Below are 12,784 nucleotides of genomic sequence, written 5' to 3' on the forward strand. Positions count from 1 at the left end.
CCGCGCGCGCCCTGCACCCGCCCACCGACACGCCCCGCGCCATCGCGCGGGCCCGTGCCTGACCGGATACACCATGACTGCTTTCGACAAACACCAGGTTTCCCGCTTCCGCTTCGTCCGCTGCGAATTCGCCGCGGATACCGGCGTGGCCAGGCTGGTCTACGCCTTCGATGACGGCCCGGAGATGGTGGAAACCATCACCGTGCCCGGCGCCCCGTTCGTGCTGGACGAAGCGCGTAGCGCCGCCGTGCAGCGCGCGCTGCAGCTGCTGCACCTGATCGCCGGTGTCAGCTACTACAAGGCCGGCGTACCGGATACGGTCAGCATCGACAGCTACAGCATCGATGCCGATACCGCCGCGCTGGTGGAGACCATTTACCTCAACGGCCTGGGCGAATTCGCCTACCGCAACGGCCTGAACCTGCGCGGCCGCTTCCGGTTGCCGGTGCAGGGCGAGGCCGTGCAGGCGCCGGCGCTGGGCCTGCAGCCGCATGCGCTGGTGGCCATCGGCGGCGGCAAGGATTCGCTGGTCAGCATCGAAGCGCTGCGCCGTGCCGGCGTGGACGAGACCGTGACCTGGATCGGTGGCTCGCAGCTGATCCGTGCGTGCGCCGAGCGCACTGGCCTGCCGACCTTGAACCTGGGCCGCACGCTGGCACCGGAACTGTTCGAGTTGAACCGCCAGGGCGCCTGGAACGGCCATATCCCGGTGACGGTGGTGAACTCGGCGATCATGGTGCTGGCCGCGTTGCTGCACGGCGTGGACCAGGTCGTGTTCTCCAACGAGCGCTCGGCCAGCTACGGCAGCCAGATTCCAGGCACCGGCGAAGTGAACCACCAGTGGTCCAAGGGGTGGGCCTGCGAGCAGGCCTTCGGTAGCCATGTGCAGAAGTACGTGGCGGCGGACCTGCAGTACTACTCGCTGCTGCGCCCGATGTCCGAGCTGGCGGTGGCCCGCCAGTTCGCCAAGAGTGACTTCTACGACGCGCATTTCTCCAGTTGCAACCGCAACTTCCACATCCTCGGCGAGCGCCCGGTGAACCGCTGGTGCGGCGTCTGCCCGAAATGCCATTTCGTGTTCCTGGCGCTGGCCCCATTCATGCCCAAGACGCGCCTGGTGCGCATCTTCGGCCGCAACCTGCTGGACGATGCCGAGCAGGCCGCTGGCTTCGATGCGCTGCTTGAATTCCAGGACCACAAGCCGTTCGAGTGCGTGGGCGAAGGCCGCGAATCGCGTGCGGCGATGGCGACCCTGGCACAGCGCCCGGAGTGGAAGGAAGACGTGCTGGTGAAGCGCTTCTGCAACGAGATCCAGCCGCAGCTGGATGCCGCCGAACTGGAACTGGCACCGCTGCTGCAGCTGCAGGGTGAGCACCGTGTTCCAGCTGCGCTGTGGGAACGGGTGCGTGAAGATTTCGAAGCTTGAAGGAAAGCGCGTCGCGCTGTGGGGCTGGGGCCGTGAGGGCCGCGCCGCGTTTGCGGTGCTGCGCGCGCGCCTGCCCACGCTGGCATTGAGCCTGTTCTGCCCGGCGTCCGAGGTCGAGGCGGCGCGTGCGGAAACGAAGGGCGCGCTGGACGTGCGTGGCGAGCCTTCCGCTGAAGCGCTGGCCGCGTTCGACGTGGTGATCAAATCGCCCGGCATCAGCCCCTACCAGCCGATCGCGCTGGCGGCTGCAGGGCAGGGCACCAGCTTCATTGGTGGCACCGCGCTGTGGTTCGCCGAACACGCGGCCGACGATGGCATCGTGCACGACACCGTGTGCGTGACCGGTACCAAGGGCAAGAGCACCACCACCGCCTTGGTCGCGCATCTATTGCGCGCGGCCGGCCACCGCACCGGCCTGGTCGGCAACATCGGCCTGCCGCTGCTGGAAGTGCTGGATCCCCAGCCCGCGCCCGAGTACTGGGCGGTGGAACTGTCGAGCTACCAGACCGGTGAGGTGGCACGCAGTGGCGCCCGCCCGCAGGTGGCGGTGGTGCTTAACCTGTTCCCGGAACACCTGGACTGGCACGGCAGCGAACAGCGTTACATCGAAGACAAGCTGCGGCTGGTGACTGAAGCCGCACCGCGCATCGCCGTGCTTAATGCCGCCGATCCGCGTCTTGCCGCGCTGTCGTTGCCTGACAGCGAAGTGGTCTGGTTCAACCAGCCGCAGGGCTGGCACATGCGCGGCGACATCGTGCATCGCGGTGAGCAGGCCGTGTTTGATACCCGCAACACGCCGCTACCGGGCCGCCACAACCGTGGCAACCTGTGCGCGGTGCTGGCCGCGCTGGAAGCGCTGGGGCTGGATGGCGCGGCGCTTGCGCCGGCGGTGCAGGACTTCCGTCCGCTGCCCAACCGCCTGCAGCGCATCGGCGTGGCCGATGGCCTGACCTACGTCAACGATTCGATCAGCACCACGCCGCATGCCAGCCTGGCTGCGCTGGAGTGCTTCGCCGGCCAGCGCATCGCGCTGCTGGTGGGCGGGCACGACCGTGGCCTGGACTGGACCGATTTCATGCAGCACATGGCGCACGATGTGCCGCCGGTGGAGATCGTGACCATGGGCAGCAACGGCCCGCGCATCCACGCGATGCTGCAGCCGCTGGCCGACGCCGGTCGCTTCGGCCTGCATGCGGCGGGCGATCTCGCCGAGGCGATGGCCTTGGCGCGCGCCGCGCTGGGCGAACAGGGCGGGGTGGTGCTGCTGTCGCCGGGTGCACCGAGCTTTGGTGCATACCGCGACTACGTGGCGCGCGGACGTCATTTCGCCGAGCTGGCCGGCTTCGATCCGGACAGCATCAGCGCGATTTCCGGGCTGGGTATCGGGTGAGGGGTCGGATCCCTTTCCGCAGGAAAGGGCTCTGACCCCGGCGGGATCCTGTGCAGCTATCCACGCATGGCGTGGATCTACAGATCTTCGTCGATGAACGCGTAATCGCCGTCAATCAGCTGCTGCAGGTAGGCATCGAAGCTGGGCGCGATCACCGCGTAGCTGTCCGGATCATGCAGGTAGCGCACCACCTGTCCAACCGTGCCACCCGGTGCGGGATCGAAATCCAGGTACAGCATCGAGGTGCCGCCATTGTTCATGCAGTGCGAGAAGCACAGCCGACGGCTCATCGGCAGATCCGCGTCGATGCCCTCGCCGAGGATCTCCGGTTCGTCATCCAGCCACTCTTCATAGATGGAACGGATGCTGTCGTGCCACTGCCGCTGGTCCTCGAAGATCTGTGCGACCGAGCGCAGGTAGTACGGATAGCCGCCGTCCTCCACGTCCGAGCCGAGCATCAGCACGCAGACCTCGCCGCCGGGGTACTCGCGGAAGTGGGTGCCATCCACGCGCGACAGCAGTTCGACCAGGCTGTCCGGCACCTGCGGCCACTGCACACGCAGGCGCTGCAGGTCTTCGGCGCTGGCGCCCTGGACGTGGATCCATTGCGAGGCGTCATCAGCAGGCAGGCGCGGGTTCAGGCCAGACAGAAAGCGGTCAACAATGTTCATACGGAAAATGGGGACGGAGGGGATTAAGTCGTATCCAACCACACCTGCGTCACGTCGCCAATGCAGAATGCGACGCGGGAGGGGCAAATGCGGCTTAATCCCCTCCGTCCCCTTTTTCTTGCGGAGCAGGCGCATGAATCGTTGGCGATGCGGTGTGGCGGTGATCCTGGGGCTGGCGGCGATGCCGGCGTGGGCGGCGATGAAGACCCAGCCGGTGGAATGGAAACACCAGGGCACGACCTTCAGTGGCGTGCTGGTCTATGACGACGGCGACAACGACAAGCGCCCGGGCCTGGTGATGGTGCCGAACTGGAAGGGCGTGAACGAATCGGCGGTCGAAAAGGCCAAGCAGCTGGCCGGCGATGACTACGTGGTGCTGGTGGCCGATGTCTACGGAAAGGGCGTGCGACCGAAGACCGATGCCGAGGCCGGGCCGGTGGCAACCAAGCTGCGCAATGACAGGCCGCTGCTGCGCGCACGTGCGCTGGAGGCGGTGAACGTGCTCAGGGCGCAGGCGGGCAAGGTGCCGCTCGATGCCGGCCGGATCGGCGCGGTGGGCTTCTGTTTCGGCGGCACCACGGTGCTGGAACTGGCTCGTGCCGGTGCGCCGCTGGCCGGTGTGGTCAGCCTGCACGGTGGGTTGGGTTCACCGCTGCCGGCGCAGGCCGGTGGCAGCCATCCGTCGGTGCTGGTGCTCAACGGCGCAGACGACAGGAGCGTGACTGCCGAGGACATCGCTGGTTTCCAGAGGGAAATGAACGCGGCCAAGGTCGACTGGGAGTTCACCAACTACAGCGGGGCGGTGCACTGCTTCGCCGAGCGCGATGCCAACAGTCCGCCGGGGTGCCAGTACAACGAGCGGGCGGCCAAGCGCGCGTGGAAGGCGCTGGATGAGTTCTTCGAGGAACGCTTCGAGAAACGTTGATTCGTGCAGTGGTAGTGCCGGCCGCTGGCCGGCAACCTCATGATGCTGCGGATGTCATCGGGAATGCCGGCCAGCGGCCGGCACTACCGATGCTTCAGTGCCGACCAACGGTCGGCACCCACCGGAATGCCGGTTTGGTGGGTGCCGACCGTTGGTCGGCACACCTCAGCCGGTCAATGCGAGCGCTGCACCGCGTAGCGGGCCAGGCCGCGCAGGGCGGCCACGGCATCGTTGTCGCCCAGGCCATCGAGCGCGCGCTCGGCGGCTTCGGCATATTCCTCTGCACGCGCGCGGCTGTACTCCAGGCCGCCGGTGGCGCGGATCGCGGCCAGCACTTCCGGCATCGCCGAGGCGTCACCGTCCTGCACGATGGTGCGCAGGCGCTCGCGGGTGGCGTTGTCGGAGTGGGCCATCGCGTGGATCAGCGGCAGCGTGGCCTTGCCCTCGGCGAGGTCGTCGCCCAGGTTCTTGCCCAGCTCCTCGGCGTTGGCCGAGTAGTCCAGCACGTCGTCGGCGATCTGGAACGCGTAGCCCAGGTGCATGCCGTAGTCGAACAAGGCCTGCTGGGTCGCTTCATCCACGCCGCTGGCCAGCGCGCCCAGGCGGGTGCCGGCGGCGAACAGCACCGCGGTCTTGCGCTCGATCACGCGCAGGTAGGCGGCTTCGTCGGTGTCCGGGTTGTGCACGTGCAGCAGCTGCAGCACTTCACCCTCGGCGATGCGGTTGGTGGCGTCGGCCAGGATCTGCATCACCGGCATGCGCTCCAGCTCGACCATCAGCTGGAAGCTGCGCGAGTACAGGAAGTCGCCGACCAGCACGCTGGGCGCGTTGCCCCACAGTGCGTTGGCGGTACTGCGGCCGCGGCGCAGGCTGGATTCGTCCACCACGTCGTCGTGCAGCAGGGTGGAGGTGTGGATGAACTCGATGATCGCCGCCAGCTGGTGGTGCTCCGGACCGGCCTGGCCGACCGCATGGCCGGCCAGCATCACCAGCATCGGGCGCAGGCGTTTGCCGCCGGCGGAAATGATGTGGTCAGCGATCTGGTTGATCAGCACGACGTCCGAGGACAGCCGGCGCCGGATCAGGGCGTCGACGGCGGCCATGTCGGCCGCGGCAAGCGACTGGATCTGGGGCAGGCCCAGGGCGGGACGGGTGTCTTCGGTGATGGTCATGCGATCAGGCTTTCAGGCTCACCACCGATTATAGGCGCTGGCCGTGAATTCGGGCGCAAACCGGCCCGAGCGGCAATTCCAGCCCGGCCTGCGCGGCCCTCCGCGTGAATACGTATGCAGGTTGCGCCATGCCTGGGAGCCCGCCGCTAAGCTTGCCGGATCAGGATTTCGGCCCGCTGCCGGCGGGTCCCGCATGCCCGGAGGGGGGCTGTCGATGTCGCACTATCCATGGTGGCGCGGAGCCGTCATCTACCAGATCTACCCGCGCAGTTACCTCGATGCCAACGGCGATGGCGTGGGCGATCTGCCCGGCATCATCCAGCGCCTGGACCACATTGCCGCGCTGGGCGTGGATGCGATCTGGATCTCGCCGTTCTTCAGGTCGCCGATGGCCGACTTCGGCTACGACATCGCCGATTACCGCGATGTCGACCCGCTGTTCGGCAGCCTGGACGACTTTGACCGCCTGTTGGCCAAGGCCCACGGCCTGGGCCTGAAGGTGATGATCGACCAGGTGCTGAGCCACACTTCGATCGAGCATGCGTGGTTCCGTGAGAGCCGCCAGGACCGCAGCAATCCGAAGGCCGACTGGTACGTCTGGGCCGACCCGCGCGAGGATGGCACCCCGCCCAACAACTGGCTGTCGCTGTTCGGCGGCTGCGCCTGGCAGTGGGAGCCGCGCCGTGAGCAGTACTACCTGCACAACTTCCTGGTCGACCAGCCGGACCTGAATTTCCATCACCCGGACGTGCAGCAGGCGACCCTGGACAACGTGCGCTTCTGGCTCGACCGCGGCGTGGATGGCTTCCGCCTGGATGCGATCAACTTCTGCTTCCACGACGCACAGTTGCGCGACAACCCGGCCAAGCCCGCCGACAAGCGGGTGGGGCGCGGCTTCAGCCCGGACAACCCGTACGCCTACCAGTACCACTACTACAACAACACGCAGCCGGAGAACCTGCCGTTCCTGGAGCGCCTGCGCGCGCTGCTGGACGACTACCCGGGGGCGGTCAGCCTGGGCGAGATCTCTTCGGAAGACTCGCTGGCCACCACGGCCGAGTACACCCGCGATGGCCGCCTGCACATGGGCTACAGCTTCGAGCTGCTGGTGGACGACTACAGTGCGGCCTACATCCGCGATACGGTCTCGCGCCTGGAAGCAGCGATGACCGAAGGCTGGCCATGCTGGGCGGTGTCCAACCACGATGTGGAGCGCGCGGTCAGCCGCTGGGGCGGCCACCCCGCCGACCCGCGCCTGGCGCGGATGCTGGTGGCGATGCTGTGCTCGCTGCGCGGTTCGGTCTGCCTGTACCAGGGCGAGGAGCTGGGCCTGGCCGAGGCCGAGGTGCCGTTCGAGGCCCTGCAGGACCCCTATGGCATCACCTTCTGGCCGAATTTCAAGGGCCGTGACGGCTGCCGTACCCCGCTGCCGTGGACCGATGCACCGCTGGCCGGCTTCACCACCGGCCAGCCCTGGCTGCCGATCCCGGCCGAACACCGGGCCGCGGCGGTCGCCGTGCAGGAGCGCGACCCGCATTCGGTGCTGGCGGCGTTCCGCGCGTTTCTGGCCTGGCGGCATACCCAGCCGGCCCTCCTGCATGGCAGCATCAGATTTCTTGAAAGCGCCGAGCCCGTGCTGCTGTTCGAGCGTATGCTTGCAGATGAAACCCTCCTGCTGGCCTTCAACCTGTCGGCCGAAGCGGTGAGCCATCCGCTGCCGCCGGGCAACTGGCAGCAGGTGGTGGTACCGGGCCCGGATGCGGGCACGGTGCAGGGCAATGAACTCCAGCTGCCGCCACGCGCGGTGTATTGCGCCCGACGCAGCTGACCGTTTTCTCCGGTGGCGGTACTTGCGGGGACGGGGCCGAAGCGCCCCGTCCCTTTTTTGTGGCTGGGCCTTGCCGACCAGCGGCCGGCATCCGCGCAAAGGAAAACCCGCTGCCTGCGCAGCGGGTTTCCGGTCCTGCTCCCTGTTTTCTGTTGCCGGCCAGCGGCCGGCACTACCGGGTCCGGGCTGCCGGGCAGGGCCCGGCGCTGCCTCAGAACTTGTAGTTCACGCCCAGCATGTAGGTGCGGCCCCATTCGATGTACTCCAGCGGGCGGTCCTTGCTGCCGGCGTAGGTGCGGTACGGCTCGTTGGTCAGGTTGCTGCCCTGCAGCAGCAGGGTCAGGCCACGCAGGGCGCTGCTGTCGCTGAAGGTGTAGCTGACCTGCGCATCGGTCACGTTTTCGCCGACGACATAGCGCAGGCTGCGGTTGCCGTTGAAGTTGCCGATCTCACCGATGAAGTCCGACCGCCGGCGCTGGCTGACGCGTGCTTCAAAACCGCTGCGCTCGTAATAGGCAGTGAAGTTGTACACGCGCTTGGACAGGCCCGGCAGGCTGATCGGGTCACTGCCCACGCTGGAGGCGCTCTCCGGATCCAGGATGGTGATGTCGCTCTTGTTGAAGGTCGCGCTGGCCTGCAGGCCGAAGCCACGCAGGCTGTCGGTCAGCATGTCCAGCGGGAACGATGCGGTCAGTTCCAGGCCCTTCAACGTGCCGCCCTTGCCGTTCTGCGGCGCGGAGAAGGTGCCGGTGGTCAGCACCGGCGCGGTCATGCCCGGCGGCGGCACGTAGCTGCCCAGCAGCGCGGTGAAGTCGTAGTTGTCCACCGATTGGGTATAGACGTAGCTCTTCAGGTCCTTGTAGAAGATCGCGGCAGCCACGTAGGCCTTCTCGCCGAAGTACTTCTCATAGGACAGGTCCAGCGCGGTGGCGCGCCACGGATCCAGCAGCGGATTGCCACCACTGCCGCCCGGCCGGCCGGTGCCGGTATCCACGCCGAACTCCAGGCCGGCGCGCATCTGGTCCACGCGCGGGCGCGCGACCTGCTTGGCGGCGGCGAAGCGCAGCGTCTGCTGGTGGGGGAACATGAAGGCCAGGTTCAAGCTCGGCAGCCAGTCGTTGTAAGTGCGGCCGTTCGAATACGGCTGCACGTTGTTGCCGGCTGACTGCGAGCTGTCCCAGTAGCGCGAATCCGAGCTCTGGTCGGTGTGCTGCATCTGCACGCCGATGTTGCCGCGCACGCCCACTTCACCGATGTCGGTGTTGATGTTCAGGCGCGCCCAGGCGGTGGTGATCTTCTCTTCGACCGTCCACGACTTGGGGATCAGGTAGTCCAGGTTGTCGACCGGGTTGAAGGTCATGTAACGACCCACAGCGGCCGGTACGTTCCAGGCCGGAATGGTGCCGAGGCCGGCGAAGCCCAGGTCCACCGGACGGTACTGCAGGTCCGAGGCGATGTTGGCATCGCCCTGTGCGCCGAGCAGGATGTTGCCTTCGGACTGGGTCTTCACCTTGCGGCGGTCGGCATAGTTCACGCCGATGTCGATGTCCGGTGCCCATGAGGCGATGGCATCAGGAAGGGCGATGGTGGCAGCCAGCTTGCCGCCCTTCAGGCGGTCTTCCACCTGCGGCACCTTGCCGTAGCCGGAGCCGTAGATCGTGTTGGTCAGGAACAGCGCATCGGGGTTGGAGTAGTTCAGGCCCGGGCTGATCTGCGAGAAGCCGTCCTGGCGGATCGACACGCCGACCGTATCCAGTTGCGGCATCGGGGTCAGCTGCAGGTTGTTTTCCAGGTTCAGCTCGTCGCGCGTGGCCTTGGAGTAGTTCAGGTCGGCGACCAGCTTGACGCCGCCGAAGTTGAACTCGTTGTTCCAGCCGAACGCATCGATCTTGTCCTTGCGCTTGTTGTACATGCCGCGCACCAGCGGATACACGCCGCTGGCGGTGCCGCCGGTGAACGAGCCGTTGGCGTTGACATGCGGGTTGCTGACCAGCAGGCCCGGGGTGTAGTTGCCGTTGTAGTTGCTGAGGTTCAGCTCGAACTGGTTGGCGGTGTCGATCTGCTCGGCTTCGGTGTGGAAGGCATCGAAGGTGCTGGTCCAGCTGTTGTTCGGGCGGAACTGGATCGTGGCCATCACGCCGTCGCGCTTGTTGTTGCCGGTGCGGCGCAGCGCCTTGATACCATCGGAGAAGTAGGTGCCGGCGCCCACGCCCGGGCGGTCGCCCTTGTCGGTGTGCTCGGTGGTCCACGGCTCGTACAGGCCGACCTGGTTCTCCTGGATCGGCATGTCGCTGTGCGCGTAGCCGATGGCGATGCCCAGGGTCTTGTCCAGGAACTGGTCGATGTAGCTGGCGCTGAAGCGGTTGCCGTACGGATCGGTGTTGGCGGCGCGGCCCAGCGAGCTCTTCTGGTAGCGGCCACTGACCGCGATCACGCGCTCGCCGAAGCTGAGCGGGCGCGCGGTCTGCATGTCGATGGTGCCCGACAGGCCCTGGCCGACCAGCGCCGCGTCCGGGGTCTTGTACACCGTCACGCCGTTGACCAGCTCGGACGGGTACTGGTCGAACTCGACGCCGCGGTTGTCGCCGGTGCTGACCACTTCGCGGCCATTGAGCAGGGTGGTGGCGAAGTCCGGCGACAGGCCGCGCACGCTGATCACCTGCGCACGCCCGGCCACGCGCTGGGCGGCCAGGCCGGGCAGGCGCGAGATGGATTCGGCGATGCTGACGTCGGGCAGCTTGCCGATGTCTTCAGCGGAGATTGCCTCGACCACCGAGGTGGCGTCCTGCTTGACCGCGATCGCGCTCTCGATGCCGCGGCGGATGCCGGTGACCTGCACCGTATCCAGGTTGGTGGCGGCGGTGCCGGCCGGCGTGGTGGTGTTCTGCGTGGACTGTGCCGACGCCAGCGTCGGCGCCAGGACAACGGCCAGCGCGATGCTCAGCGCGCTGCGCTTGTGGTTCAACATTTTCCCCTCCCAGGCAATGTTGCAGATCGATTTGTGAGCGTTCCGGCGGGGCCGTGAACGTGCGACGCGGTGGCCGCTGTCGTCGCCGCTATGGTAGGCAGCGCGTTCTTCGCGGGAATCACCCTGCATACGTATTCAATGGCGTCTGCAGGGTTGTAATCGCTTTCAGGTGCCTTGTTCGGTAGAGCCGAGCCCATGCTCGGCTGCGTTTCGGTGCTACGCACCGCCGCCCGAGCATGGGCTCGGGCGCTACGGGAGCGCAGGTAGGAAAACGTTCAATGGATGGGCGTGAAGCGAATGGCCTGCCCACCGCCCGGTGCCAGCACCAGCGTCAGTGCATCGGCACTGGTCACCTCGCGGGTTTCGCGTGCGAACGCGAACGGGTTGCTGCGGAAATCAGCGCCTTCACCATCGCGGTAGATCTCGGCGCGATAGCGCACGCCTGGCTCCAGGAAGCCCAGCGGTACCGGCAGCACGCGGCCGTGTTCGTCGGTGATGCTGCCGAGGAACCAGTCGCGGCTGTTGCGGTCGCGGCGCACGATCGTCACGTAGTCACCCACTTCGCCATCGAGCACGCGGCTCTGCTCCCAGTCCACCGCCACGTCCTCGATGAAACGGAACGCCTCGCGATGCTGCAGGTAGTGTTCGGGCAGGTCCGCGGCCATCTGGATCGGGCTGTACAGCACCACGTACAGGGCAAGCTGGCGGGCCAGCGTGCTGGGAATGGCCTGGCCGTGGCGGTCCTTCAGGCTGAGGATGCCGGGGGTGTAATCCATCGGCCCGGCCAGCATGCGGGTGAACACCAGGTTGACCTCATGCTCCGGCGGGTTCGGCGGCTGGCCCCAGGCGTTGTATTCCATGCCGCGCGCGCCTTCGCGTGAGATCCAATTGGGATAGGTGCGGCGCAGGCCGGTGTCCTTTATCGGCTCATGCGGGTTGACCGACAGATGCCGGCGCGCGGCTTCCTGCACCACCTTCAGGTGGTGGCGGGCCATGAACTGCCCGTCGTGCCACTCGCGCCACAGTGGGCCCCCCGCGGGGTTGCGGCGGTCGACCTGGCCATCGTCGCAGACGTAGCCGGTCTTGAACTGGTCCACGCCCAGCCGTGCGTACAGGTCCAGCGCGGCGCCCAGCTGGTCCTCGTAGTGCTCGATGGCGCAGCCGGTTTCATGGTGGCCGATCAGGTGCACACCCTTTTTCAGGCCGTACGCCGACAGCGCTTCGATATCGAAATCGGGCGTGGCACGGGTGAAATCGAAGTCGTAGCCATTGCCCACCCAGTTGCCGTCCCAGCCCGGGTTCCAGCCTTCCACCAGCACGCCACGGAAGCCATGCGCGGCGGCGAAGTCGATCACCTTCCTGGTCTTGGCGGTGGTGGCCGCGTGCTTCGGTCCGGTTGCCCAGCTCTCGTTGTCCAGGTGCATCGACCACCACACGCCCAGGTACTTGGCCGGCTTCACCCAGCTCACATCGCCCAGCGCGTTGGGTTCATTGAGGTTGAGGACCAGGTCCGATTCAACCAGGCCACCGGCACGATCGGCGATCTGCAGCGTCCGCCACGGCGTGGCGAAGGGCGGGGTGCGGCGTACCTTCCAGCCTTCGGCCGAGGGCGACAGCTGCGCGCGCAGGCGCTGCCCCTCGGTGCGCCGCAGCCACATGCCGGCATAGTCCACCAGCGCGGCCTCGTGGATCGCCACGTGCAGGCCATCGCGGCTGCGCAGGGTCATCGGCGTATGCACCAGCGGCACTTCGCGCAGCGGCGTGCGCTGATACAGGTATTCGTAGTGGATCGGTTCGCCGGCGGGAATCCACCAAGCGGTTGATTCGGGCGCGATGGCGAACTCGGTCAGTTCGTCATCGATGATGGCTTCGCGCAGGTTCGGTTGCTCAGGGAACACATACCGGAAGCCAAGGCCATCATCGTAGACGCGGAACACCACATCCAGCCGCCGCTTGCGGCCGGTGGTTTCAGCCAGCTGCACGGTCAGCTCGTTGAAGTGGTTGCGGGTGAGCCGGCGCTCGCCCCACGGCTGCTCCCAGGTGTCATCGACGCTGCGCCGCTGCTGGCCCAGCAGGGCGAAATCGCGGTCCAGGCGACCGTCGCGCAGGGCGAAGCCGAGCTTCGAATCCTCCACCACGGTGTCGCCCAGGCGCTCGACACGGTAGCGGGCGGTGCCGCCGTCCAGCAGCAGACTGACCTTCAATACCTTGCCCGGCGATTCGACGCTGGCCACCTGTGGCGCGGCCTGTACCAGCGTGGCCCACCCGATCAGGGCCAGGCCGAGCATGTGCGCGAACACCGCGCGTACAGCAGTGGATGACATCGGCAATTCCCCTCCCAAGGCGCCGTTGGCAGACCCGGACCATAAGCCAGCGCGGCGGGCGCGCCACCGCGCGATGCCAT

8 protein-coding genes are annotated in these 12,784 nt (G+C 67.0%); 4 read left to right on the top strand and 4 right to left on the bottom strand.

The features are described from left to right. Positions 1 to 73 precede the first annotated feature (73 nt). Entirely contained in the window at positions 74 to 1,426 is a 1,353-nt protein-coding gene (gene murL / locus VG566_RS04145) for a UDP-N-acetyl-alpha-D-muramoyl-L-alanyl-L-glutamate epimerase (protein WP_100449583.1), read from the top strand. After that, positions 1,407 to 2,816, top strand: coding sequence for a UDP-N-acetylmuramoyl-L-alanine--D-glutamate ligase (murD, locus tag VG566_RS04150; RefSeq protein ID WP_164165318.1), 1,410 nt, complete (start codon positions 1,407 to 1,409; stop codon positions 2,814 to 2,816). Before murL ends, murD begins: the two co-directional genes overlap by 20 nt. 77 nt (positions 2,817 to 2,893) lie before the next feature. Here the strand turns inward: murD and VG566_RS04155 are convergent, their stop codons facing one another. Beyond that, positions 2,894 to 3,487, bottom strand: coding sequence for an SMI1/KNR4 family protein (locus VG566_RS04155; RefSeq protein ID WP_164165320.1), 594 nt, complete (start codon positions 3,485 to 3,487; stop codon positions 2,894 to 2,896). Positions 3,488 to 3,620: 133 nt separating this feature from the next. On the opposite strand from VG566_RS04155, the gene VG566_RS04160 reads away from it, so the two are divergent. Next, positions 3,621 to 4,412: a dienelactone hydrolase family protein gene (locus VG566_RS04160; RefSeq protein WP_049404968.1), complete on the top strand. Its 792-nt coding sequence runs from the start codon at positions 3,621 to 3,623 to the stop codon at positions 4,410 to 4,412. Between the two features lie 173 nt (positions 4,413 to 4,585). Here VG566_RS04160 and VG566_RS04165 read toward each other — a convergent pair whose 3' ends face one another. Beyond that, the gene (locus tag VG566_RS04165; protein WP_014646286.1) at positions 4,586 to 5,584 is read right to left on the bottom strand and encodes a polyprenyl synthetase family protein; all 999 of its coding nucleotides are present in this window, start codon (positions 5,582 to 5,584) and stop codon (positions 4,586 to 4,588) included. Positions 5,585 to 5,798: 214 nt separating this feature from the next. Between VG566_RS04165 and VG566_RS04170 the strand changes: the two genes are divergently transcribed. Beyond that, positions 5,799 to 7,412, top strand: coding sequence for an alpha-glucosidase family protein (locus VG566_RS04170; RefSeq protein ID WP_014646287.1), 1,614 nt, complete (start codon positions 5,799 to 5,801; stop codon positions 7,410 to 7,412). A gap of 211 nt (positions 7,413 to 7,623) precedes the next feature. On the opposite strand, the gene VG566_RS04175 is transcribed toward VG566_RS04170, so the two are convergent. Together VG566_RS04175 and VG566_RS04180 are read right to left on the bottom strand one after the other, a co-directional pair. Then, the gene (locus tag VG566_RS04175) at positions 7,624 to 10,380 is read right to left on the bottom strand and encodes a TonB-dependent receptor (RefSeq protein WP_241884098.1); all 2,757 of its coding nucleotides are present in this window, start codon (positions 10,378 to 10,380) and stop codon (positions 7,624 to 7,626) included. A 275-nt stretch (positions 10,381 to 10,655) separates the two neighbouring features. After that, positions 10,656 to 12,710, bottom strand: coding sequence for a glycoside hydrolase family 97 protein (locus VG566_RS04180; protein ID WP_241884099.1), 2,055 nt, complete (start codon positions 12,708 to 12,710; stop codon positions 10,656 to 10,658). Positions 12,711 to 12,784 lie beyond the last annotated feature (74 nt).

Source organism: Stenotrophomonas sp. CASM114, assembly GCF_049384325.1.
Lineage (GTDB): Bacteria > Pseudomonadota > Gammaproteobacteria > Xanthomonadales > Xanthomonadaceae > Stenotrophomonas > Stenotrophomonas muris.